Raw genomic sequence first — 24,891 nt, forward strand, 5'->3', positions numbered from 1 at the left:
TAGGAAATTAAATGGGTGAGAAGAAGTTAGATGGAGCAGGTTTAAGAGGGCAGGTAGCAGGCAAGACCGCTCTTTCAACTGTAGGAAAAGAAGGAAAGGGTTTAACTTACAGAGGTTACGCCATAGAGGAGCTCGCTGAAAAAGCTTCTTTTGAAGAAGTTGCGTATATGCTTTTGTATGGAAACTTACCAAATCAATCTGAATATGACCTATATTCATCTAAACTAAAATCATACAGAGCTCTCCCAGATGAACTAAAAGAGGTTTTGGAAAGAATTCCTGCCGAAGCGCACCCTATGGATGTTATGAGGACTGGTTGCTCTATGTTAGGAAATTTAGAACCAGAGGGCGATTTCTCTAATCAAAATGAAACAGCTGATAGGATAATGGCTTCTTTTGCTTCAATAGTTACATATTGGTATAGATATTCTCATGATGGTGTTCGAGTTGAAACCGAAACAAATCATCCTACTATTGGAGGTCAATTTTTATCCTTACTTACAGGAAAAGAACCATCTGAAGACCATGCTAGAGCACTTGATGTTTCGTTGATACTTTATGCTGAGCATGGCTTTAATGCATCTACTTTTACGGCCAGAACTTGTGCATCAACATTATCTGACATGCACTCTTGCATTACAGGTGCAATTGGAACTTTAAGGGGGCCATTGCATGGCGGTGCAAATGAAGCTGCAATGGAAATGATCGAAAAATACTCCAGCCGAGAAGAGGCTAAAGCAGGAGTTCTTGATCTGCTGGCTAAAAAAGAAAAAATAATGGGCTTTGGGCATGCTGTTTACAGTACTGAAGATCCAAGAAATGCGATTATTAAAGTTTGGTCAGAAAAACTTTCAAAACTAAATGGTGATACTACACTTTTCGAAGTTTCTGACGAAATAGAAAGAGTTATGGATGAAGAAAAAGGAATGTTTGCGAATACTGACTTCTTTATGGCTTCTGCTTACAACTATCTAGGAATACCTACTGCAATATTCACTCCATTATTTGTTATAGGCAGAACCTCAGGTTGGGCTGCAAACATTATGGAGCAAAGAGCTGACAACAGAATCATTCGTCCTAGTGAAGAGTATATCGGACCAGATAACTCTGTCTGGGTCGATATGTCAGATCGTTAATCAAGGGGAAAAATTATGTCTGGTAACGTTGAAACAAACGTACGTCCTAATCCGGATGATGTACTAGTTAAAATAGCTGATTATGTTTTAACTAAGGATATTGAGAGTTCTGAAGCTTACAATACTGCAAGAAACTGTTTAATGGATACCTTAGGCTGTGGTCTCTTAGCTCTTACTTTTCCTGATTGCAAGAATTTATTAGGGCCTTATGTTGAAGGTACAAAAGTTCCTGGTGGCGTCAGGGTACCTGGGACAAAGCATGTATTAGATCCCGTAAAAGGAGCTTGGGATATAGGCGCAATCATTAGATGGTTAGATTTTAATGATACTTGGTTAGCTGCAGAGTGGGGACATCCATCAGATAATTTAGGTGGCATTTTGGCAGCAGCTGATTATCTATCACAAAAGAATTTAGCTGATGGAAAAGAACCACTATCTATGAAAGATGTTTTAACTAATATGATTAAAGCTCATGAAATTCAGGGTGTTTTGGCATTAGAGAATAGCTTCAATAGGGTCGGTTTAGATCACGTAGTTTTAGTAAAAGTTGCTTCAACAGCTGTCATATCCTCTATGTTTGGATTAAATAAAGATCAAACAATAGATGCACTATCTCAAGCTTGGGTAGATGGACAAAGTTTAAGAACTTACAGACATGCCCCAAATGCTGGACCAAGAAAATCCTGGGCAGCAGGTGATGCTACAAGTAGGGCTTTGCAGTTGGTTTTATTGACACAAAAAGGACAAATTGGCTATCCAAGCGTTCTTACAGCTCCAACATGGGGTTTTTATGATGTTCAATTTAATGGAAATAGCTTCAGTCTTCCAAGAGAATTTGATTCATATGTCATGGAAAATGTTTTGTTTAAAATCTCTTTTCCAGCAGAATTTCATGCACAGACTGCAGTTGAGGCAGCAGTAATCTTGCATGAGCAGGTCAAAGACCAGTTTGATGAAATCGAGAAAATTTTAATCACTACTCATGAATCTGCTATTAGGATTATCAGTAAAGAAGGTATTTTAAATAATCCAGCTGATAGAGATCACTGTCTCCAATATATGACTGCTATTGGACTCCTAAAAGGAGATCTTGTTGCAGAAGATTATGAGGACAACGTGGCTTCAGATCCAAGAGTAGATCAATTGAGAGAGAAAATGTTTATCGAAGAAGATAATAGATATTCACAAGAATATTTAGAAGCTGATAAAAGGTCTATTGCTAATTCAATTCAAATATTCTTTAAAGACGGCTCTTCAACAGAGAAAATTGAAGTCGAATATCCGATCGGTCATAGACGGAGAAGAGAGCAAGGTATTCCCTTACTTGTGGAGAAATTTGAACGAAATCTGGCTACTCAATTTTCAGATAAGAGATGTCAGGAAATTTTGTCATTATGTTTGGATCAAGGAACTCTAGAGAATACTTCAGTACCAGAATTTATGAACCTCTTAATAGCTGAATAATTAATTCAAATGAATAAATTAGAACATTATCTAGAGAGCCTTATTTTCGCAAGTAGGTGGCTGCTTGCACCTATTTACTTGATTCTTTGCCTGTCACTTTTGTTTATAACAATGAAAGTTATTCAAGATACCATCGTCTATTTACCTGTAATTCTTGAACAAGATGTCAAAGGAATTATGTTATTTGTCTTAAACATAGTAGATCTTATTTTGGTAGGTAATTTAGTTCTCATGATAATTTTTGCTGGTTATGAAAATTTCGTTTCTAAGTTACATGTTGCTGATGAGAGCGAAGATAAACCAATTTGGATGGGTCGAGTGGACTTCAGCGAGATGAAGTTAAAACTGGTCGCTTCAATTGTTACTATCTCTGGAATAAATTTATTAGCAGCCTTTATGGATTTATCACAAATAAGCGATAGAGAAATCTTTTGGATGATTATTGTCCATGTTGTATTCATTCTCTCCGGAGTTTTACTTGCACTAATGGATTATGTTACTTCCAAAGCCAAAGTTTATTGATCTAAAAAAGTTTAATATCTATCAAGTTATCTAACTCAGTTAACGCTTCACTGGAATTTATAACTTTAATCGTCTTCATTCCTAATTTTTTGGCGGGTTTCAGGTTTATTCCTAAGTCATCAAGAAACACTACTTCTGCCGGATTTACTTCGCCTCTTTCACAAGCACGTAAATAAAATTCTGGATCAGGTTTTCTTACATTTTCCTTGCTTGATTCAAACACAAAATCAAACATTTTCATTACTTCATCATGCTTGCCTGAGGCAGAAACATTACCTTCAAAGTTCTCTTTTCCCATAGGTTGAATATTATTTGTTAAGCAAGCTTGAAGAAGATTCCCTTTAATTTTTTTCAGAGCTCGAATCATGTCAGGCCTTACTTCACCCTTCAGTAGAGCAATTACATCTTTACCTTTGACCGAATGACCAAGCTCACTGCTTTCTTTGTGAAAAAGCTTATCAAATTCATCCAAATTTAACTCGTTCCTCTCTAATTTAGCCCATGCGTTAGAGTTAGGATTGGTAGAATTAACTAATCTTAAGAAATCTAAAGGTAATCCATTTTCTTTTTCAAACCTATTAAATGATTCAAAAGGACTACTGGTAATCACTCCTCCGAAATCCCAAAAAACTGCTTTTATCATAAAAATTCAATAATTTCTTTTCGAAGTATTTTGGAGGTTTTTAAATAAATATCAAATTTAATACCTAAATTGTTCAAAAATTCTATAATCGCACCGCGAATTACGTAATAAGATAAGAAAATGTCAGGGAATTCTTTCGGAAGCTCTTTTATTGTGACCACTTTTGGTGAAAGTCATGGAGTAGCCCTTGGCTGTATCGTTGATGGCTGTCCACCTGGATTAGAGCTTTGTGAAGAAGATATTCAGAAGGAATTAGATAAAAGAAAACCTGGATCCTCAAAGTATACAACTCAAAGAAAAGAAGATGACAAAGTAGAAATATTGTCTGGTGTTTTCGAGGGTAAAACAACTGGAACACCTATAGGTTTGCTCATTAGAAATAAGGATCAAAAATCTAAGGACTATGATCAACTCAAAGATGTTTTTAGGCCTTCTCATGCAGATTATGTTTATTCAAAAAAATATGGAATAAGAGACCACAGAGGAGGAGGAAGATCGTCAGCTAGAGAGACTGCTATGCGAGTAGCAGCAGGAGCAATAGCTAAAAAATACTTAAGCGAAAAACTGGATATAGAAATCATAGGATACTTATCTCAAATAGGTTCTATTACCATATCTAATTTTGATTCTTCACAAATTAGTCTTAATCCCTTCTTTTGTCCAGATCCTGAAGTTTTGACTTCTATCGAAGATTTAATTGATCAACTCAGGAAAGATGGTGACTCAGTGGGGGCAAAAATAGAAGTTTCAGTCAGTAATATGCCGATAGGTTTAGGAGAACCTGTTTTTGATAAGCTTGAGGCAGACTTAGCAAAAGGCCTTATGAGTATAAATGCTGTTAAAGGTTTTGAGATAGGAAAAGGCTTTGATCTCATCCATTCAAAAGGTTCGGAATCGAGGGATGAAATGACTTCAGAGGGTTATTTGTCAAATAACTCAGGTGGAATTTCAGGAGGAATAAGTACCGGTCAAGAAATAAAACTTTCCATCGCCTTGAAACCCACTTCAAGTATCAACAAAGAAGGTCAGACCATAGGTTCGGGGGGTGAATCTAAAAGGATTCAAGTTAAAGGGAGACATGACCCTTGTGTAGGGGTAAGAGCAACACCAATAGCCGAGGCTATGACTGCGTTAGTTATAATGGATCACTTTTTGAGGAACAGAGCTCAAAATGCTGACGTCGTAACTGAAATCCCTGATATCTCATAATAATCTCATGTCATTCACACTATACGATAAGCTATGGAATCTTCATGAGGTCTCTCAAAGAGAAGATGGCACCTATCTTTTATATATAGATAGACATTTGATTCACGAAGTTACATCCCCTCAAGCATTTGAAGGATTGAAATTAGCTGGCCGTAAGCCTTGGAGAATATCAGCTAATATTGCAACACCTGATCATAATGTTCCCACAACTGACAGGGACAAGGGAATAGCTGGAATAAATGATGAAGTATCAAAACTTCAAGTGGTTACTTTAGATGATAATTGTAAAGAGCATGAAATACTGCAGTTTGATATTCATGATAAACGCCAGGGCATAGTTCATGTGGTTGGGCCTGAACAAGGATTAACTTTACCCGGCATGACAATTGTTTGTGGAGATTCTCACACCTCCACTCATGGGGCATTGGCGACACTTTCAATGGGTATTGGTACTTCCGAAGTGGAACATGTTTTAGCTACTCAATGTTTGAAAACATCAAAACTAAAAAATATGAGGGTTAACATTTCAGGTGAGCTACAAAAAGGTGTCACTCCGAAGGATGTTACATTGGCGGTTATTGGAAAAATTGGAACCGCAGGAGGAACTGGTTATGCTATAGAATATGCTGGTTCAGTCATAGAAAATATGTCAATTGAAGGAAGAATGACTGTTTGTAATATGGCAATTGAAGCTGGAGCTAGGGCAGGGCTTGTAGCATATGATCAAGTAACCGAAGCTTATATAAAAGATAGGCCATTTACCCCAACAGGAGAGCAATGGTTGGTAGCAAAAGAACAATGGCAAGATCTTGTTAGCGATAGCGAAGCTCAATTTGATAAAGAGATAGAAATTGATGGATCTTTTATAGCACCTCAGGTAACTTGGGGAACTTCACCAGAAATGGTCAGTGATATTGATGGTGTAATACCTGAGCCTAATAGTGACTCTATTAGACATGCCCTGAGCTATATGAACCTTGAACCTGGGAAAAAAATAAAAGATATAAAGCTAGATCAGATTTTTATAGGTTCGTGTACAAACTCACGAATAGAAGATTTAAGAGAAGCTGCAAAAGTGCTTGAAGGCAAGAAGGTTTCTGAATCAATTAAGAGGGCTATTGTAGTTCCTGGTTCGGGTCTTGTTTCCCAACAGGCCATTGATGAAGGTTTAGACAAAATATTTATTGACTCAGGCTTTGAATGGAGAGCCCCTGGTTGCTCAATGTGCTTAGCAATGAACCCAGATCAACTGGGAGATGGTGAGCATTGTGCCTCTACTTCAAATAGGAATTTTGAAGGCAGACAAGGCTATGGAGGAAGAACTCATCTTGTATCTCCTATCACAGCAGCAGCTTCAGCTGTAGAAGGACATTTTGTAGATGTTAGGAAGTATTTACTATGAAAAATACCTCAACTTACCATAAAGGGCAGGCCGTTCCATTAAATCGAGATAATATAGACACTGACCAAATTATCCCTAAACAGTTTCTCAAATCTATTAAAAAAAGTGGCTTCGGACCAAATCTTTTTGATGCTTGGAGATACGAAGATGAAGGATTTCCAGGGCAAGATATAAGCAATAGAAAAATTAATAAGGAATTTATTCTTAACCAAGAGAAATTTATAAATTCCGACATATTAATAAGTAAGAAAAACTTTGGATGCGGTTCAAGTAGAGAACATGCAGTATGGTCTTTAATGGACTTTGGATTTAAAGTTGTAATAGCGGAGAGTTTTGCAGATATATTCTACAACAACTGCTTTAATAATGGTCTTCTGCCCATCGCTGTTTCAGAACATGAAATTTCAACCTTGCTTGATTTATCTAATAAGAGAAAAGAAATAGAAATAGATCTACAGAATCAAATTATCTTTGTTGAGGATAATGAAATAGCGCATTTTGAAATTGACCCTTTCAGGAAAAAATGCATCTTAGAAGGTCTGGATGAAATTGGATTGAGTCTTACTCATTCGTCAGAAATCAAAGAATTTGAAAGGAAACATTACTTAAAATCTCCTTGGATCTTTAATAGAGAAAATGATTGATGAATAAAAAAAACAATATTCTTGTTTTACCTGGTGATGGCATAGGACCTGAAGTATGTAATGAGGCAATAAAAGTTATTAATCATCTAAATGATATATATAAATTAGATATTTTAATTGAGGAGTTTGCAGTTGGTGGAAGTGCATATGAAGAATTCGGAAATCCTCTTCCAGAAGATACTTTGAAGGCAGCTAAAGAGGCTGATGCGATTTTATTAGGTGCTGTAGGCGGACCCAAATGGGACAATATTGATTATGAACTAAGGCCTGAAAGGGCTTTGCTCGGACTAAGAGCAGAATTAGACTTATTTGCCAACTTAAGACCTGCAATCTTATCAAAATATTTAAGCGATTCTTCTTCTCTCAAGTCAGATAAAGTTCAAGATCTAAATCTATTAATTGTAAGAGAACTAACTGGTGGAATTTACTTTGGTGAGCCAAGAGGCAGGTCTAAGTCTGGTGATTCTGCTTTTAATACTATGATTTATAGTAAAACTGAGATTGCCAGAATAGGAAGGATTGCTTTTGAAGCTGCTCAAAAAAGAAATAAAAACCTTTGCTCAGTTGATAAAGCAAATGTTTTAGAAGTAAGTGTTTTATGGAGAGAAGTAATTTCTCAACTTTCAGAAGAATATCCTGATGTCGAGTTATCTCATATGCTTGTAGATAATGCCGCTATGCAATTGGTGAGAGACCCAAAACAATTTGATGTTATCGTAACGGGTAATTTATTTGGTGATATTTTGTCAGATATTGCGGCAATGTTGACTGGCTCAATAGGTATGTTGCCTTCGGCTTCATTAAATTCGGAGAATAAAGGAATGTATGAACCTGTTCATGGGTCAGCACCTGATATCTCAGGCAAAGAGTTAGCTAACCCGATCGCAGCAATTTTATCAGTCGCTATGATGTTGAAATATAGTTTTAACATGAATGAGGCATCTTCAGCGATTGAGAACTCTATACAAGAGGTTTTGTCTGAGGGCTATCGTACTTATGATTTGGAAGGAAGTAAAAAAAATAAATTATCTACTTCTGAAATGGGTAATAAGATCATTGAAAAAATAAAATAAGGTCATGAAAAAAGCAAATAGGATAGCTGTTGTTGGAGCCACAGGAATGGTAGGTAAAGCCTTCCTGTCCATTTTTGAAGAAAAGTTTTTCGTCAATGCAAAGGTAGATTTATTGGCAAGTAAAAAATCTGAGGGAAAAAAAGTTACTTTTAGAGGTTCAGAATATGTCATCGCAGATCTTGCAGAATATGATTTTAGTAATACAGATCTAGCACTTTTTTCAGCTGGAGCTTCTGTTTCGGCTAAATTCGCTCCAATTGCTGTTTCCCAAGGTTGTGTGGTTGTAGATAATTCTTCTTGCTTTAGATATGAAGCAGATATACCCCTTATTGTTCCAGAAGTTAATGGCCATAAGTTAAATGACTATAAGTCACCTGGCATTATCGCAAATCCTAACTGCTCAACAATACAAATGTTGGTTGCACTAAAGCCTATTCATGACGAATTCAAAATTGAAAGAATAGACATCACTACATTACAGGCTGTATCTGGAACAGGAAAAGAAGCAACAGAAGAGTTACTGGATCAATTGAGCTCTTATGCAGGCAAAAAAAACATTGAATCTAATATTTATCCAAAACAAATAGCAAATAATGCCCTTCCACAATGCGATGTATTTGAGGAAAACAGGTATACGAAAGAAGAAAATAAACTTCTCAAAGAAACGCATAAAATACTTGATCCAAATATACATGTTACTGCTACATGTGTAAGAGTTCCGGTTTTAAATGGTCATTCAGAATCTATTCATATTAAAACTGCAAAACCAATATCTGAGAACACTGCAATAAAGGTTATGCAGGAAGCACCTGGTTTAAAAGTGCACTATGGATCTGGATCACAAGATTACCCAACTGCTGCTACAGATGCTGATGGAGATAACTTAGTTCATGTAGGAAGAATAAGAAAAGATTTGTGGAGTAACAAAAGAATTAATTTATGGGTTGTTGCAGATAATCTCCTTAAAGGAGCTGCATTGAATAGTATACAAATCGCAGAATTGATATTTGATTAACACAGGGATGGAAAATTTTTTATTAAGGCTTGAGACTGAGTTTTATTTTATAACAGGTATTTATTTTGAGGGCTTGAGTGGATTGGCACTTGGCCTTCTCTTTTTTTCTTTAACTTTGATTCTAATTAGATATAAAAGGGAACAAAGGCCACTTGTTACAGATACCGATATTTCAAATGAAATCGGCAATGAAAAAACTGCTAAGGTCAATCTTTCAAGAAGTTTGATAGAAATGGGTCAGTTAGATGAAGCCAAGCGTCTGCTTGAAGAAGTTTTAAAAGATAATCCTACTGAAAAAGAAGAGAATACAATTAAATTTCTACTTTCTAAAATTAATTCTTAAGCAATGGATTCTAGGATAGCTTTAGGGGTTGAGTATGATGGAACTAACTATTTCGGCTTTCAAAAGCAAAACACTACAAAACAAACCGTACAAGGCTCTCTAGAAGAATCGATTTCAAAGGTTGCAGATCATAAAGTAAAAACTTTATGTAGTGGAAGAACAGATGCGGGTGTTCATGCCTTTATGCAAGTCATGCATTTTGATACAAAGGCCATAAGATCATCTATTGAATGGACCAGAGGTATCAATTCTTACCTTCCAAAAGATATTAGAGTTTTATGGGCAAAAGAAATAGATGAGAGTTTTCATGCTAGGTTCTCTGCTACCAAAAGATCATATATTTACAATATTCTTAATCATTCGACACCCTCGGCGCTTTGGGCAGATAAGTCGCTATATGTACCTATTAGATTAGATATACAGTCAATGAAAAAAGGCTCTAAATATCTCATAGGAGAACATGATTTTAGCTCCTTTAGAGGTTCAGGATGTCAATCAAAGACACCTATTAGAAACATTCAAGAAATAAAAATCTCAAGGAATGATGATTTTGTTACATTGGAAATTACAGCAAATGCTTTCTTACTTCACATGGTTAGAATCATAGTTGGGACTCTAATAATGGTTGGCAAAAAAGAAATACAACCCAAAGAAGTTGATAAAATTCTCAAACAAAAAAATAGAAAATTAGCAGGTAAGACGGTTAGTTCATCTGGCTTATTTTTTTTAGGACCTAGCTATCCCAATAAATATAAGGTGCCGGAATTTAAAAATAATTTAATATAATTATTTTTTAGCTTTTATATAATTTCACAATGAGCTATTTCATAAAAATCTGCGGCATTACAAATCTAACTGATCTTGACCTGATCATATCTTTACCCATTGATGGAGTAGGCTTTAATTTATATGAGAAAAGTAAAAGATTTATTGATTTAAATGAAGCCTCGAAAATGTCAGAAAAACTTCCTGAACACTTGCAAGTTTTTTTAATCTTTGTAAATCAAGAAAAAGAATTTATTTCAAAATGCCTAGAACAGATACCGAGAGCAATGCCTCAGTTCCATGGGGAAGAAACAACGGAGTATTGCGAAAGTTTCGGAAGAGATTATATAAAAGCAATTAGAGTTAAGCCTGATATAGATATAGAAAAGATCAATCAAGACTTCAAAAGTGCTAAAATGTTGATCTTCGACAGTTATGATGAAAAAGAACATGGAGGTACAGGGAAGACTTTTGATCTAGATCTTATAAAAGATAAAGCAGAGGTTCCTTATTTAGCAGCTGGAGGTATCGACGAATCTAATTTTGAAGATGCTCTTTGCTTAAACAACTGCATAGGTATTGATGTATGTTCGAGCGTCGAAGATGTTCCTGGAATAAAAAATCATTCCAAGGTAGAGAATTTAATAAATAAAGTAAGGAGTATTCATGTCTGAAGAATTGTTGCCAGATAAAAATGGTAGATTTGGAATATATGGTGGCAGATATGTTGCTGAGACACTTGTCCCAGCTCTGGAAGAGTTATCTGAGCAATATGAATTAATAAAGAAGGATAAGAAATTTCTTAAAGAATTTAAAGATGATCTAAAAGATTATGTCGGAAGACCTTCTCCTTTATATTTTGCAAAACGTTGGACAGAATTGCTTGGTGGCGCAAAGATCTACTTAAAAAGAGAAGATCTTAATCACACCGGAGCTCATAAGATCAATAACACTGTTGGACAAATTTTATTGGCAAAACACATGGGCAAAAAAAGGATCATAGCCGAAACTGGAGCTGGGCAGCATGGTGTAGCTACCGCCTCTGTAGCTGCCAGACATGGTTTAGAGTGTATAGTTTTTATGGGTGAAGAAGATATCCAAAGACAATCACTTAATGTTTTTAGGATTAAATTACTTGGAGCAGAGGTAGTTGGAGTGAACTCAGGAACATCTACTCTTAAGGACGCTATGAATGAAGCTATGAGAGATTGGGTAACCAATGTAGATGATACTTATTACATAATAGGTAGCGTGGCTGGACCCCATCCTTATCCTCAAATAGTAAGAGATTTCAATGCGGTTGTGGGAGAAGAAGTTCTAGAGCAAAGCAAATCAGTGATTGGCAAAGATCCAGATATGCTTGTGGCTTGCGTAGGAGGAGGTTCAAATGCTATGGGACTATTTTATCCTTTTATTGAAAAGAAAAATGTTAGGTTAGTGGGTGTTGAGGCTGGAGGTTTGGGCTTAAGTACAGGTAAGCATGCCGCTCCTCTCAATGATGGTAAAGAAGGAGTTCTTCATGGTATGCGAACATACCTAATGCAAGACGATGTTGGTCAAGTTATTGAAACACATTCTGTTTCAGCTGGATTAGATTACCCTGGAGTTGGTCCAGAGCATGCATGGTTAAAAGATATAGGTAGAGCAGAGTATGAGTCTGCAGATGATGAAGAAGCATTAGATGCCTTTAAAGAACTAACCAGAGTTGAAGGAATTATGCCTGCACTTGAAACAGCACATGGTATTGCTTATGTGAAAAAGATTGCACCCACTATGAAAGATGATCAATCCATAGTGGTAAATGTTTCCGGAAGGGGTGATAAGGATATAAACACAGTTGCTTCAATAGAAGGAATAGAGCTTTGACTTCGAGGATCAAAGAAGTTTTTTCAAAAATTAAAGCCGAAAAGAGAAAAGCGCTAATAACATATATTGTTTCGGGTGATCCCGATACTGAGACTACAATTGAGATCATGAACTCTATGGTTCAACAAGGTACTGATATCATTGAGTTAGGTATACCTTTTTCAGACCCGATGGCAGAAGGTATATCAATTCAAAAAGGTCACGAGCGGGCATTGGAAAAGGGAATCTCTTTGAAAGGTACTTTTGAATTACTTAAAAAATTCAGGGCAAATGATGAAAAAACACCTATTGTCTTTATGGGTTACATGAATACATTTGAATCTCTGGGCGCAAAACAATTTATGTCAGAAGCTGTAAATGCCAATTTAGATGGCATATTAATAGTAGATATGCCTCCTGAAGAGAGTTCAGACTTTAGTACTGAAGCCGAAAAGGTTGGCATAGATATAATAAGATTGATAGCACCTACAACCAGCTCTTTGAGAGCTAAGAAAATTTGTTCTCAGTGCTCAGGTTATGTTTACTATATATCTGTTAAAGGTATTACAGGGGCATCCAATATAAATGCTGAAGAAGTTAAGGCAAAAGTAAGTGAGCTTAGATCTCATACAGACTTACCTATAGCTATAGGATTTGGAATTAAAGATGCCGCCTCTGCGTCTTCTGTAAAAGATGTTGCAGATGGAGTAGTTGCAGGAAGTGTATTTGTTGATTTAATTGGAGAGGGTGGCAATATAATTAAAAAGGTCGAATCTAAAACAAGAGAGCTTTCTGAAGTATTGAATTAAGAATGGCAAATTGGTTTGAAAAAATATTACCTTCTTTTATAAGAAAGGGTACGACTAAAAAGTCCACAATACCAGAAGGTTTATGGCAGAGCTGCAGCAATTGCAATAATATTTTATATGTCCCTGAGCTAGAATCTAATTTGTTTGTTTGCCCTAAATGTGATCATCATATCAGGATAGGTGCTAGAAAGAGGTTAGAATTTTTCTTAGACCCTCATGAAGCCATTGAAATTTCAAAGGATAAAACCCCAAAAGACTGGTTGAAATTTAAGGACACAAAGACATACAAAGAGAGGATAGACTCTGCAGAAAAGGTTAGCAATGAAAAAGAGGCCTTACTCGCTATGAAAGGATATTTAAAAAAAATGCCCATCGTGGCTTCTGCTTTTGAGTTTAGATATATGGGAGGCTCTATGGGGTCTGTAGTGGGACAAAAATTTGTTGATACAGTAGATTTTGCTCTTGAAAGTAAACTTCCAATGGTCTGTTTTTCTACTAGCGGAGGGGCGCGGATGCAAGAATCTTTAGTATCTCTTTTTCAAATGGCAAAGACCAGCGCAGCCATAGAAAAAATGAGACAAGCTAAATTACCTTATATTTCAGTAATGATCGACCCTATTTATGGCGGTGTATCAGCAAGTCTAGCGATGTTAGGAGACATTAACATAGCAGAACCTAGAGCTTTAGTTGGTTTTACTGGACCTAGAGTTATAGAACAAACATTAAATGTGCAGTTACCAGAAGGGTTTCAAAGAAGTGAATTCTTATTAGAACACGGAGCAATCGACATGATTGTCCATAGGAAAGATCTTAAAGATACAATTCATCGACTTCTCTCTAGTTTGATGTCAAATAAATAAGTCTATATGAATTCAGATCATTTATCTGATTGGTTAACATATATAAATTCCAATAGACCAAATGAAGGTGATTTTGGCCTAGGAAGACTTGAAGACATCTACTCACAAATCGTCCAGAGCCCCGTAGCAAGGAAAACTATTTTGGTTGGTGGTACTAATGGAAAAGGATCTACGATCGAGTTCCTTAAAAATTTTCTTCTATCTGCAGGATACAAGATTGGATCCTATACCTCACCACATTTATTAGAATTTAATGAGAGAATTAAAATAAATGATAAATCTGTAGAGGACAAAAAAATCATAAGATCTTTTGAGAGGATAGATAAGTTGAAGAAAAAGACTAGGCTTACATATTTTGATTATGCAACCTTGGCTGCTTTTGATATCTTCTCTGAGGAGGAATTAGATTTTGCGATTCTTGAGATCGGTATAGGTGGAAAGTATGATCCAGTTAATTTAATTAATTCAGATCTATCAATCATTACAAATATACAATTAGATCATGAAAAGTGGTTAGGATCATCTTTAGAGGATATTGGAGATCAAAAAGCAGCCATTTTAAAGAAAGGAAAATTAGCAATTCTAGGCTCTGAGGAAATGCCAAACTCTGTAATGACTAAGGCAACTGAAATTTGTTCTTCTCATTTCCAGCTCAATAAAGATTTTTTTGTCCACGAGGATAAGACTCACTGGTCATATTCGTTTTCGGAAAAGGACTGTAATTTAGATCTTCTCTCAAATGGTAGCTTAAATAGTGATGCGGCAGCGAGTGCTCTAACAGCTTACAATTTATTGTCTAACAGGGAAGTAGGATTTCAATCTATTATTGAAAATACACAATTAAAGGGAAGATGTGACATTGTTAATAATTTTATTTTGGATGTCTCTCATAATCCTGCTTCTGTAAAAAATCTCATCTCTTTTATTAAAAAAAATTTCAAAGAGCGAAAATTTAAAGCTATTTTTGCTTCTATGTCTGAAAAGGACAGTTCTTCGATCATAAAAGAAATAGCTCACTTAATTTCAGAATGGAATATTTGTTTTATAGATGATAATAGATTTGATATACCCTCCTTAATAAATTTAACCAAAAGTAAAGTAAAAGCTGATGTTAATATCGCTGACACAGTTTATTCAGCCGTAGAAAGAGGTTACTATGAGGGATCGCCTTATATCGTATTCGGATCATTTATAACTGTAAGTGAGGCTTATAGAGCTTTAGATAAAATAAAATTATTAAATCGTGAAAATAGTTAATTATTCTCTGGTCTTCTTTATTTTATGTTTTATTGTTCTATCTTTAGTGATGGATCCAGTTGAGTATGATTCAGATAATCAAAGGGAATTTCCTGATCAGATTCCTGAAGTGAGTCTCAATATACCTCTCGATGAAAATCTATCTATCAATAGGGATATAGACCAGAAATTGAGTATGCCCGATCATGGTTTTAGAACTAACTTTGATCAAGCCTGGACTGTAAAGGTAGATACTTACAGAGAAATATCAGAGCTAGAAACTGCTCTAAAGAAACTCAAAAATCTAGGCTACAAAGTTTATTCTAGATATGAAAATGACAATAAAGATGAGTATGGTTTATTTATAGGCCCTACGTTGAAAAAAGAGGATTCTCTCAATGTCGTTGAAGAACTAAAAAATATAAGAGGATTTAATCCGGAAGTTCAGAAATATGACTGAGAGCCTACAAGTAATTGATTGGATTTCGGTAACTCTACTTTTGGTATTCGCGATAACAGGTTTTTTTAATGGTTTTATTAAAGAATTATTTTCTGCCATGGCTTGGGTTTTCTCTTTGATTACTGCATGGCTTTATGGACCGCTAATTTTTCCCTACGTAAATACCTACTTAGATTCTGAATCTGCAAAGAATATAATCAGTTTCATAATTCTATTCGTACTTTCTTTTATTATTTTAAAAACTTTAGGCTCCATTATGTCAAAACTTATTTCTGTTATTGGTTTAAAAAGCTTGGATAAACTTCTGGGCGCATTTTTTAGTTCTTTAAAAGTATTGGCCATTTTGATTAGTTTTTTTGTCTTTAATCTGAATTATTTAGATAAAAATCAGTGGTGGTTAGATTCATATTCGAGAATTTATTCCATTAGTTTCTATGAATACTCGAAACCTATATTCGACGAATGGATAGATAAAGCAGATGCTATTCTTCAGAAAGATGATTCTAAGATTGCACTTTGATATAGAATATAAGTAATGTGTGGAGTAGTTGGAATAGTAAGTCAAACGGAAGTTTCTCCTGTCATTTATGATGCTCTTACTATTCTTCAACACAGAGGCCAAGATGCAGCTGGTATAGCTACTTCAACCAACAACAGATTTTTCCTTCGAAAGCAACTGGGCTTAGTGAGGGATGTTGTTAGAAATCAACATATACTTAATTTAAGAGGGCAGATGGGTATAGGGCATGTCAGATATCCAACAGCAGGTAGTGAAGATAGAGAACTTGCACAACCTATGTACGTAAACTCACCTTTTGGAATAAGTATTTCGCATAATGGTAATCTTACTAATCATGAAGAATTAAGAGATTCTTTGGTGAAAAAAGATTTGAGACACTTGAATACTGACTCTGATAGTGAGGTTTTACTTAATGTATTCGCTCATGAACTTCAGAAACAGGGATCTATTAATCCTGGTTCAAAAGAAGTATTTGCGGCAGTTAAGTCCTTACATAAAAGAGTAAGAGGCGCCTATTCAGTAGTAATAATGATTAATGGTGTAGGTATTGTCGGCTTTAGAGATCCTTTCGGTATCAGACCTTTGATTGTTGGCTCAAAAGAGAGAGATTTAATTGGAAAAGATTACATGATAGCTTCTGAAAGTACTGTTCTGGACTCCTTAGGTTATGAAGTAATTGATGATGTAATGGCTGGCTCTGCGGTTTTCATTAGCTCTGATGGAAAAATGGAAACAGAATCTTGTATTAATAATCCCATTCCCACTCCATGTATTTTTGAGTATGTATATTTGGCAAGACCTGATGCGAAGATAGATAAGATATCAGTCCATAAATCTCGTTTAAGAATGGGTGAATTTTTGGCTAAAAAGATCATAAAAGAGAGACCCGATCATGACATCGATGTTGTAATTCCTATTCCAGATAGTAGTACAACTTCTGCATTGCAGTTAGCGATGACACTTGGAGTAAAGTATCGTGAAGGTTTTGTAAAGAATAGATATATCGGAAGGACCTTCATAATGCCTTTTCAAGAAAAGCGTGAAAAGTCTGTTAAACAAAAACTTAATCCAATAGATTTAGAATTTAAAGATAAAGTAGTCTTGCTTGTCGACGACTCAATCGTTAGAGGTACAACAAGCAGACAAATCATAGAAATGGCTAGATATTCCGGTGCAAAGAAAGTTTATTTCGCATCTGCTGCTCCACCTATAAGATATCAAAATGTATACGGAATTGACATGGCCGCAACTACAGAATTGGTTGCACATCAAAGAACAGAAAAAGAGATAGAATCTTTTATAATGGCTGACTGGTTAATCTATCAAGACTTGGATGATCTAATTAGCACAGTTCAAGTTGGCAACAAAAAAATAAGTCAGTTTGAATGTTCAATATTCGATGGTAAATATGTTACTGATGATATAGACGATAAATATCTCAAGAACCTAGAAGATGTCCGAAATGATAAGTCTAAGCTTTCCAGAAAATCTGCAAATTAAATTTTAATTTCTTCGATCGTCACAGAAGGTAGAATAGCATTATCTGCCGCCTCTTTATAAGAAGCTATTTCATGGAAATTAAGATATCTATACACATCAGTACCCATTGAATTTATTTCTGACATATACTCAGAGTATTCTTCTTTTGTCGGGATATGACCAAGTGTAGCGGATATTGCAGCAACTTCTGCAGAAGCTAAGAAAACATTTGCACCATCTCCTAATCTGTTCGGGAAATTTCGTGTTGATGTAGACACAACAGTTGATTCTGCTTCAACTCTTGCTTGATTACCCATACATAGGGAACATCCAGGCATTTCGAGTTGAACACCAGCTTTTTCAAAAATCTCATAATATCCTTCTTCAGTAAGTTGGTGCTTATCCATTTTTGTAGGGGGAGAGACCCAAAGCTTAGATGGCAGCTTAGATTCATTCTTTAAAAGTTTTCCTGCAGCCCTGAAGTGTCCAATGTTTGTCATACATGAACCTATAAATACTTCATCAATGTGAGTATTGGCTACTTCTGATAATGGCTTTATATCATCAGGATCATTTGGACAAGCCAGAAGAGGCTCTGTTATTTGATTAAGGTCTATTTCTATAATGGCAGCATATTCGGCATCATCATCAGCTTGCATTAGAACAGGATTTTTCAGCCAAGCTTCCATTGCTTGAGCTCTTCTTTCTAAAGTCTTCTTGTCTTCATAACCCTCTGAGATAAGCCATCTTAGTAAAGTGACATTTGATTCCAGATACTCTCTTATTGGTTCTTCATTAAGTTTAATGGTGCAACCAGAAGCAGATCTTTCGGCTGAGGCATCTGATAATTCAAATGCTTGTTCAACTTTTAAATCTGGTAGACCTTCTATTTCTAAACATCTGCCTGAAAAAATATTAATTTTTCCTTCTTTAGGTAGAGTCAACTGTCCAGATTGAAGGGCAGCATAAGGTATGGCGTTTACTAAGTCTCTTAATGTTATACCAGGCTGAATTTCTCCAGTGAATTTTACCAATACAGATTCGGGCATATCTAAAGGCATTACTCCAAGGGCTGCTCCAAAAGCAACTAACCCAGAACCTGCAGGGAAACTAATTCCTAATGGGAATCGAGTGTGTGAGTCCCCTCCGGTTCCTACCATATCTGGCAATAGCATCCTATTTAACCAGGAATGGATGATGCCATCTCCGGGTCTAAGAGCAACACCACCTCTGGTTTGGATGAATTCGGGGAGTGTATGTTGTGTTTCTATGTCTTTAGGTAAAGGATAAGCTGCAGTATGGCAAAAAGATTGCATAACTAAATCAGAGTTAAAACCTAGACATGCTAACTCTTTCAGTTCATCTCTTGTCATTGGACCTGTGGTGTCTTGACTGCCAACAGTAGACATTCTTGGCTCACAATATATTCCAGGCCTTATTCCTTCCACTCCGCAGGCTCTTCCAACCATTTTTTGAGCTAGTGTAAATCCTTTCTCGCTTTTCTCTGCTTCTTCGGGACGAGTGAAAACAGATGAGCTATCTAAATTTAGAATCTCTCTAGTCTCATCTGTCAGACTTCTCCCAATAATTAAAGGTATTCTTCCTCCCGCTCTAACGCCGTCCAATAAAGTATTAGATTTATATTCATAATTACAAAGTAATTCTTGTGTTTCGGAATTAAGAACTTTCTTTTCATATGGATAGATTTCAATTACATCACCGAGTTTCATTTTGCTAACATCACATTCAAATGCTAATGCACCAGAATCTTCAAGTGTGTTGAAAAAGATTGGAGCAATTTTTCCACCTATGCATATCCCTGCTTGTTTCTTATTTGGTATAAAAGGAATATCCTCACCTATATGCCACAGAAGTGAGTTGGTGGCTGATTTTCTTGATGAACCTGTTCCTACTACATCACCAACAAAAACCACAGGTAATCCAGATTCTTTAAGCTTATCAATTGTTGCTATAGGATCTTGCATAGTTTTTTTAAGCATAGCCAGAGCATGAAGGGGTATATCGGGTCTAGAAGGAGCATCTGGTGCTGGAGAGAGGTCATCCGTATTTATTTCTCCATCCACTCTAAAAACTATGGCTTTTATCATCTCTGGAAGTTCAGGTCTATCTGTAAACCATTCTGCTGCTGACCAAGATTCTACGACTCTCTTTGCGTTTTCATTTTTTTTAGCTAGTTCGATAACATCGTGCTTGGCATTAAACATTAACAATGTTTTGCATAAACCATCAGCTGCTATGGAGCCAACATCTTTATCATCAAGTAAATTAATTAACGATTCAACATTGTATCCACCTAGCATTGTCCCTAATAGTTCTGTTGCGAGCAGCTTATCTATTAAAGGCGAAGAAGCCTTTCCCTTTGCTACATCTGTTAAAAAAGCTGCTTTAACGTAAGCTGCAGGATCGACCCCAGCAGGTGTTCTATTTGTTATCAAATCAACAATGAATTTTTCCTCTCCAACGGGAGGTGATTTGAGGAGCTCAACTAGTTCTGCAACTTGCTCAGCATTTAAGGGAAGAGCAGGTATTCCTTGAGAAGACCTTTCTTCTGCATGTTTTTTATATTCTTCTAGCATGATTTTCCAGGAGGATATTCATAATTGATGCAAGATTTTACCATATTCTTGAATTTAAAGTTGCGCTGAAATTACAGGGATATATCATAAGCTTCAATGAAAAGGTCAGTTAAAACTCCCTGTATCGGTGTCTGCTCTACCGTCTTCGGAGATGAAGTTTGCCGAGGTTGTAAACGTTTCCAACATGAAATAATTGAATGGAATTCATTTAATGATTCTGAAAAATCAGCTGTGTTAGATCGTCTTGAGTCCTTAAAAGTCCAGATATTACAATCCAAGATACAACTATTAGACAAAGATCTTTTAAGGGACAAATTACTCCATTACAAAATAAAATTTGATGGTGACAGAGATCCTCTCTGCTGGGTATTTGATTTACTAAGATCTGGAAGCCAATCTATTGCAAACCCTAAAGAGTTTGGTTTTGATCTTGTAACAAGAGATTCTTTGAGTTTATCAGAACTAAAAAAAATTATTGAAGAAGAGCTTTTTGAATTATCTGAAGCCCATTATCAACGTTATTTTAAAGTTGAGAAATATCTCAATGTCTGAAACTTGGGAAACTATCATAAGTTCTCCCACACCAAAAGCTTGGATAGATAGAGCTTTAGATTCTTTAGACATTCTGTTAATTGATCATGCTCATTGTGAAAAAAAGGCTGCTACTTCAGCAATATCTTTAATTCACAAGTATCCCCATTATGATTTAGCAAAATATCTTTCGCCTCTTGCAAGAGAAGAGCTGCTGCATTTTGAACAGGTACTGAGACTTATAAACAGACACGATTTTCAATATAAAAACCTAAAACCTTCCAAGTATGCAAAGACTCTTTATGATTCCTCTTCAAATAAAGAACCAGATAAACTCAAAGATACTTTAATTATTTGTTCACTTATAGAGGCCAGATCATGCGAGAGGTTTCATGTTTTAATACCTCACCTGCCTCCTACTTTAAGTAGCTTCTATTCCAGGCTTTACAAAGCTGAAGCACGACATTGTGATTTGTATTTAGATATTTTCTCTGAAATTTTCTCTGAAGACTGGTCACAAAGGCTTAAAAGATTATCTCTTATCGAATCTAATTTTATAAACGAGAAAGACGAGTGCTTTCGATTCCATAGTGGTTATTAACACTACTTAACAACTGGTATTTCTTCCCAATTAGTAAGATATCTTGGTGACTTTAATAGTCTTCTCATAGACCATGTTTTCTTAATTCCTTGAGAGGCAAAAGTTATTTTTCCTACTCCAGAAGTGTTTATTTTATCTATGGTCGTCATCAATTCTTTACTATTAATTCTTTTATCTACGGTTCTAAATAAATCACCTTGATATACATTTTCATCATAAAAATCACTTAGCATTACACCTGCTTTTATAAAATTGATATTTGTTTTAAAGATTTGTTTTGTTAATTGTCTTGTAGCATTCAAAATATCTCTAGTGTCATTTGTTGGAGAAAATAATTTATAGCTTCTAAATCCATGATACTGTTTATCTTGTTTGCGAAAATAGTTAGTCCTCATAAAAACGGAGACCATCTTGCAGTATTGATCTTCTCTTCTTAATTTTTCACATGCTCGCGATGCATAATCACTTACAGCTTCACTGATAGAGTCGAGATCATCAACTTTTTTACTGAACGTTCTACTCACTACTATTTGTTTTTTAGTTTTGGGTTGTTGCTCCAAACCAATACACGGATAACCCTTTAATTCCATTACTGTTCTCTCAAGAACACTACTAAATTTTCTTTTGATCAACTTAGTATCTATCTCAGCTAACTCAAGAGCCGTCTCTACTCCCAGGCTATTCAGTTTTTTATTAATCCTACTACCAACCCCCCAGACTTCCCTTACAGGCATCAATCCCATTAATTTTTTTCGTCTCTCTGGATCTGTTAAATCAACTACTCCATTGGTAGCTGGATAATGCTTTGCACCGTAATTAGCTACTTTGGCTAAGGTTTTTGTTGGACCTATGCCTACACAAACTGGTATACCGATCCAGCGATCTATGGTTTTACGACATTGATGTCCGAATGCTTCATAGTTTCTAAGACCTGTTATATCTAAGAAGGCTTCGTCTATACTGTATACCTCGACTGCAGGAGATAGGTGCTCTAAGGTTTGCATGACCCTAGAAGAGACATCGGCATATAACTCATAATTTGAAGAGAAGGCAATACCTCCTTTTTTTACAAAAGACTTTTCTATTTTGAACCAGGGCTCGCACATTTTTATCCCTAACTGCTTAGCTTCTTTTGATAGGGCAACGACACAGCCATCATTATTCGATAATACAACTACGGGTCGTTTTTTAATATCTGGTCTAAATATTCTCTCGCATGATGCATAGAAGCTATTGCAATCAACTAAAGCAAAGGTCATGACTTAATAAAGATTTATAGAGGCTATTACCGTACCAGCTATTTCCAGTTCATCTTCCTGATTAATTGGTATAGGCGGATATTTTGGATTTTCAGACATAAGACATATTTTTGGCTTGAGTAACAATCTTTTACATGCATAAGATCCATCTACCGAAGCTATGACAATTTTGTTATGGCTTGGCTCTATACTTCTATCGACTATTAAGATGGCACCATCTCCTATGTGTGCATTGATCATCGAATCCCCGCTGACACGAACAAAGTATGTAGCAGCTGAATTTTTAATTAAATATTCATTCAAATCTATAGGTCTCTCTACATAATCATCAGCAGGACTTGGCCAACCAACCCTGACAGTATTTAAAAAATAGGGGATCTCTAGAAGAGACAAGTCTTCCTCCGATGCATCGCCCAGATAGTCAATTTTCATAGGGGTTTTATAAATTAATACTGTATATATATACAGTATAATTAATGGATGATTTTGTAAAGCTTTTAACCTACTATTCTTCATGTTAAAAATATCAGGTCTTAGGGAATATGAAAATTTGGTTAGTTTTAGGGGCAATCTATGTTGGGTTTTTCTTCTGGTATACAGATATGGGAGGAAAATTAACTCAAGAAGAAATACAAGGTTTTATCGAAAAACAAGAACAAAATATTCTTAATAGCGGAGTATCTAGAGACTCGGAAGAGTTTCGACTGAGAATAGATTTCATTAGAAGATTTATGGAAGAAGATAATGGTAAACAATTTATTATGGTCAATAATATTGAGATGAATAAAGATCCTGGAGATGTGTCTGGAATAAATCCCAGCGAGTCTTCTGATCAATTACTATCTAGATATATGGAACATCTGTGGCCAAACCTCCTTAAAAGAGCCTCTCACCCAGTTTTCGGAGGTAATACTATTTTTCAATCTATGGATTTAGTTGGTATAGAAGGAGCCGAAACTTGGGATCAAGTAGCACTTATGAGATATAAAAGTCGCAGAGCCTTTCTTGAGATAGTTACTCATCCAGATATGATCGATAGCCATGAGTTCAAGGTTGCGGCAATGAAGAAGACAATTGCTTATCCTGCTGAGCCAATAGCTTTTTATAGCGATGTGAGAATTTTTTTGGGCATGTTGATATTAATCATTGGCCTGTCAATTCAATTATTTTTTTCTAAGAGATAGAGAATCTATTGAGTGCACAAGAATCAGAGTCCATCCATATATACCAACCATATTGATCCCAGTCTCCAAGCACCATCCTTTTGGCAGGTTGATTATTTATTTGAATATCATGAGAATCTGGACGATGAGTATGGCCATGAATCAGAAGATTTACAGCAGATCGTTCCATGGTATTGAGAACTTCAGAAGGATTTACGTCCATGATTTCTTCCTTTTTTTCGCTAGTAGCTTTTTTACTAATAGCTCTTAAATCTTTAGCAATTCTCTGTCTTTCTTTCAAAGATTTACTGAGAAACTCTTCTTGCCACTCCTTATCTCTGCTAGTTTTTCTAAACGATTGATAATCTACATCATCAGTACAAAGCAAATCCCCATGCATTAATAGAACCGACTTACCGAACATTTCTTCAATATAAGGATCGGACAAAAGTTTCATACCAGAAGAAGCTACGAATTCAGAGCCTATGAGAAAATCCCTGTTTCCATGCATTATGAAAATTTCGGTTGTTTTGTTAGCCTCTTTTAAGGCATGACGAATTTCTTTGATAAAGTCATTTTGGAGGTCATCTCCAATCCAGATTTCGAACAGATCCCCAAGTATATAAAGCTTTTCTGATCTTGAGGCGGTTTCCTCTAGAAAGTTTAGAAATGCTTCAGTGATATCTGGTCTATCTTCTTGTAAGTGAAGATCAGATATAAAGCAGTAAGACATATTTATTCAGTTGTCACTTTCGTCTCTGTAATTAATATTTCTTCAATCGGAACATCTTGATGAAAACCTGAACTACCTGTTGCTGTCGCAGCGATTGCTTCAACAGTCTCAAAGCCATCGACAACTTCGCCGAAAACTGCATATCCCCAACCTTGTATAGTTTCTTCCGTATGGTCAAGTGAAACATTATTTACTAAATTTATAAAAAATTGCGAGCTAGCTGAATGAGGATCGTTTGTTCGGGCCATAGATAAAGTCCACTTGAGATTTTTAATACCATTATTTCCTTCATTCATGATTGGAGGGTTACCTTCTTTGTTGACCATCCCTGATTCCATACCACCACCCTGTATAACAAATCCTGGAATGACTCTGTGGAATAATGTCCCATTGAAGAAGCCACTCTCAGCATACTCTAAGAAATTTTTAGAGGTTATAGGTGCCTCTTCTTCAAACAGTTCTATTACTATTGGCCCCAGTGTTGTTTCAAAAGTTATCACTTTTATCTCCTTTTCATTTTGAGAACAGCTCACTATCCAAGTAAGACCAACTAAAATTAATATTAAGCCTTTGAAAGAAGAG

General features: G+C 35.8%; 27 protein-coding genes. 21 read left to right on the forward strand and 6 right to left on the reverse strand.

The genetic code is table 11. The features are described from left to right. Window positions 1-11: 11 nt before the first annotated feature. The 3 genes from prpC to M9C83_01925 are packed head-to-tail and all read left to right on the forward strand — an operon-like array spanning window position 12 to window position 3,122. Window positions 12-1,136 carry a 2-methylcitrate synthase gene (gene prpC / locus M9C83_01915; GenBank protein ID URQ66978.1) on the forward strand — a complete coding sequence of 375 codons (1,125 nt, stop codon included), beginning with the start codon at window positions 12-14 and terminating at the stop codon, window positions 1,134-1,136. A 15-nt stretch (window positions 1,137-1,151) separates the two neighbouring features. Further along, the gene (locus M9C83_01920) at window positions 1,152-2,600 is read left to right on the forward strand and encodes a bifunctional 2-methylcitrate dehydratase/aconitate hydratase (protein URQ66979.1); all 1,449 of its coding nucleotides are present in this window, start codon (window positions 1,152-1,154) and stop codon (window positions 2,598-2,600) included. A 9-nt stretch (window positions 2,601-2,609) separates the two neighbouring features. Continuing rightward, window positions 2,610-3,122 carry a TIGR00645 family protein gene (locus M9C83_01925; GenBank protein ID URQ66980.1) on the forward strand — a complete coding sequence of 171 codons (513 nt, stop codon included), beginning with the start codon at window positions 2,610-2,612 and terminating at the stop codon, window positions 3,120-3,122. 1 nt (window position 3,123) lies between these two features. On the opposite strand, the gene M9C83_01930 is transcribed toward M9C83_01925, so the two are convergent. Next, on the reverse strand, window positions 3,124-3,765 hold the full coding sequence (locus tag M9C83_01930) for an HAD-IA family hydrolase (GenBank protein URQ66981.1): 642 nt from the start codon (window positions 3,763-3,765) through the stop codon (window positions 3,124-3,126). Between the two features lie 120 nt (window positions 3,766-3,885). Between M9C83_01930 and aroC the strand changes: the two genes are divergently transcribed. The 15 genes from aroC to purF are packed head-to-tail and all read left to right on the forward strand — an operon-like array spanning window position 3,886 to window position 17,446. Next, window positions 3,886-4,974 (forward strand): chorismate synthase, encoded by a 1,089-nt coding sequence (gene aroC / locus M9C83_01935; GenBank protein ID URQ66982.1) that lies wholly within the window; start codon window positions 3,886-3,888, stop codon window positions 4,972-4,974. 7 nt (window positions 4,975-4,981) lie between these two features. Then, a complete protein-coding gene (gene leuC / locus M9C83_01940) occupies window positions 4,982-6,376 on the forward strand; it encodes a 3-isopropylmalate dehydratase large subunit (GenBank protein URQ66983.1) in 1,395 nt (464 codons plus the stop codon). Continuing rightward, window positions 6,373-7,020: a 3-isopropylmalate dehydratase small subunit gene (leuD, locus tag M9C83_01945; GenBank protein ID URQ66984.1), complete on the forward strand. Its 648-nt coding sequence runs from the start codon at window positions 6,373-6,375 to the stop codon at window positions 7,018-7,020. The genes leuC and leuD overlap by 4 nt, the downstream gene beginning before the upstream one ends. After that, window positions 7,020-8,093: a 3-isopropylmalate dehydrogenase gene (gene leuB, locus M9C83_01950; protein ID URQ66985.1), complete on the forward strand. Its 1,074-nt coding sequence runs from the start codon at window positions 7,020-7,022 to the stop codon at window positions 8,091-8,093. Before leuD ends, leuB begins: the two co-directional genes overlap by 1 nt. A gap of 4 nt (window positions 8,094-8,097) precedes the next feature. Then, a complete protein-coding gene (locus tag M9C83_01955; protein URQ66986.1) occupies window positions 8,098-9,108 on the forward strand; it encodes an aspartate-semialdehyde dehydrogenase in 1,011 nt (336 codons plus the stop codon). A 7-nt stretch (window positions 9,109-9,115) separates the two neighbouring features. Further along, the gene (locus M9C83_01960; protein URQ66987.1) at window positions 9,116-9,451 is read left to right on the forward strand and encodes a hypothetical protein; all 336 of its coding nucleotides are present in this window, start codon (window positions 9,116-9,118) and stop codon (window positions 9,449-9,451) included. A gap of 3 nt (window positions 9,452-9,454) precedes the next feature. Continuing rightward, window positions 9,455-10,237 carry a tRNA pseudouridine(38-40) synthase TruA gene (gene truA, locus M9C83_01965; protein ID URQ66988.1) on the forward strand — a complete coding sequence of 261 codons (783 nt, stop codon included), beginning with the start codon at window positions 9,455-9,457 and terminating at the stop codon, window positions 10,235-10,237. 29 nt (window positions 10,238-10,266) lie between these two features. Then, on the forward strand, window positions 10,267-10,890 hold the full coding sequence (locus M9C83_01970) for a phosphoribosylanthranilate isomerase (GenBank protein ID URQ66989.1): 624 nt from the start codon (window positions 10,267-10,269) through the stop codon (window positions 10,888-10,890). After that, entirely contained in the window at window positions 10,883-12,082 is a 1,200-nt protein-coding gene (gene trpB, locus M9C83_01975) for a tryptophan synthase subunit beta (GenBank protein URQ66990.1), read from the forward strand. The genes M9C83_01970 and trpB overlap by 8 nt, the downstream gene beginning before the upstream one ends. Then, the gene (gene trpA / locus M9C83_01980) at window positions 12,079-12,870 is read left to right on the forward strand and encodes a tryptophan synthase subunit alpha (GenBank protein URQ66991.1); all 792 of its coding nucleotides are present in this window, start codon (window positions 12,079-12,081) and stop codon (window positions 12,868-12,870) included. The genes trpB and trpA overlap by 4 nt, the downstream gene beginning before the upstream one ends. Before the next feature lie 2 nt (window positions 12,871-12,872). Beyond that, window positions 12,873-13,730, forward strand: a complete 858-nt coding sequence (accD, locus tag M9C83_01985) for an acetyl-CoA carboxylase, carboxyltransferase subunit beta (protein ID URQ66992.1) — start codon at window positions 12,873-12,875, stop codon at window positions 13,728-13,730. Between the two features lie 6 nt (window positions 13,731-13,736). Continuing rightward, a complete protein-coding gene (locus tag M9C83_01990; protein ID URQ66993.1) occupies window positions 13,737-14,987 on the forward strand; it encodes a Mur ligase family protein in 1,251 nt (416 codons plus the stop codon). Further along, window positions 14,974-15,426 carry an SPOR domain-containing protein gene (locus M9C83_01995; protein ID URQ66994.1) on the forward strand — a complete coding sequence of 151 codons (453 nt, stop codon included), beginning with the start codon at window positions 14,974-14,976 and terminating at the stop codon, window positions 15,424-15,426. The genes M9C83_01990 and M9C83_01995 overlap by 14 nt, the downstream gene beginning before the upstream one ends. Beyond that, a complete protein-coding gene (locus tag M9C83_02000) occupies window positions 15,419-15,946 on the forward strand; it encodes a CvpA family protein (protein URQ66995.1) in 528 nt (175 codons plus the stop codon). Before M9C83_01995 ends, M9C83_02000 begins: the two co-directional genes overlap by 8 nt. 15 nt (window positions 15,947-15,961) lie before the next feature. After that, a complete protein-coding gene (gene purF, locus M9C83_02005) occupies window positions 15,962-17,446 on the forward strand; it encodes an amidophosphoribosyltransferase (GenBank protein URQ66996.1) in 1,485 nt (494 codons plus the stop codon). Here the strand turns inward: purF and acnB are convergent. Next, window positions 17,443-20,022, reverse strand: a complete 2,580-nt coding sequence (gene acnB, locus M9C83_02010; GenBank protein ID URQ66997.1) for a bifunctional aconitate hydratase 2/2-methylisocitrate dehydratase — start codon at window positions 20,020-20,022, stop codon at window positions 17,443-17,445. The two genes, purF and acnB, sit on opposite strands and share 4 nt — an antisense overlap. Window positions 20,023-20,118: 96 nt before the next feature. On the opposite strand from acnB, the gene M9C83_02015 reads away from it, so the two are divergent. Together M9C83_02015 and M9C83_02020 are read left to right on the forward strand one after the other, a co-directional pair. Beyond that, window positions 20,119-20,574, forward strand: coding sequence for a DUF1289 domain-containing protein (locus tag M9C83_02015; protein ID URQ66998.1), 456 nt, complete (start codon window positions 20,119-20,121; stop codon window positions 20,572-20,574). After that, entirely contained in the window at window positions 20,567-21,154 is a 588-nt protein-coding gene (locus M9C83_02020) for a tRNA-(ms[2]io[6]A)-hydroxylase (protein URQ66999.1), read from the forward strand. Before M9C83_02015 ends, M9C83_02020 begins: the two co-directional genes overlap by 8 nt. A gap of 2 nt (window positions 21,155-21,156) precedes the next feature. Here M9C83_02020 and umuC read toward each other — a convergent pair whose 3' ends face one another. Both umuC and umuD read right to left on the reverse strand, forming a co-directional pair. Next, a complete protein-coding gene (gene umuC, locus M9C83_02025) occupies window positions 21,157-22,413 on the reverse strand; it encodes a translesion error-prone DNA polymerase V subunit UmuC (protein URQ67000.1) in 1,257 nt (418 codons plus the stop codon). Between the two features lie 3 nt (window positions 22,414-22,416). Then, window positions 22,417-22,845 carry a translesion error-prone DNA polymerase V autoproteolytic subunit gene (umuD, locus tag M9C83_02030; GenBank protein ID URQ67001.1) on the reverse strand — a complete coding sequence of 143 codons (429 nt, stop codon included), beginning with the start codon at window positions 22,843-22,845 and terminating at the stop codon, window positions 22,417-22,419. Window positions 22,846-22,955: 110 nt separating this feature from the next. On the opposite strand from umuD, the gene M9C83_02035 reads away from it, so the two are divergent. Beyond that, window positions 22,956-23,597 (forward strand): hypothetical protein, encoded by a 642-nt coding sequence (locus M9C83_02035; protein URQ67002.1) that lies wholly within the window; start codon window positions 22,956-22,958, stop codon window positions 23,595-23,597. On the opposite strand, the gene M9C83_02040 is transcribed toward M9C83_02035, so the two are convergent. Together M9C83_02040 and M9C83_02045 are read right to left on the reverse strand one after the other, a co-directional pair. Beyond that, the gene (locus M9C83_02040) at window positions 23,587-24,309 is read right to left on the reverse strand and encodes a UDP-2,3-diacylglucosamine diphosphatase (GenBank protein URQ67003.1); all 723 of its coding nucleotides are present in this window, start codon (window positions 24,307-24,309) and stop codon (window positions 23,587-23,589) included. The two genes, M9C83_02035 and M9C83_02040, sit on opposite strands and share 11 nt — an antisense overlap. A 2-nt stretch (window positions 24,310-24,311) precedes the next feature. Further along, window positions 24,312-24,809 (reverse strand): peptidylprolyl isomerase, encoded by a 498-nt coding sequence (locus M9C83_02045; GenBank protein ID URQ67384.1) that lies wholly within the window; start codon window positions 24,807-24,809, stop codon window positions 24,312-24,314. Window positions 24,810-24,891 lie beyond the last annotated feature (82 nt).

Source organism: SAR86 cluster bacterium (genome assembly GCA_023703575.1).
In the GTDB taxonomy this organism is placed as follows: Bacteria; Pseudomonadota; Gammaproteobacteria; order Magnimaribacterales; family Magnimaribacteraceae; genus Magnimaribacter.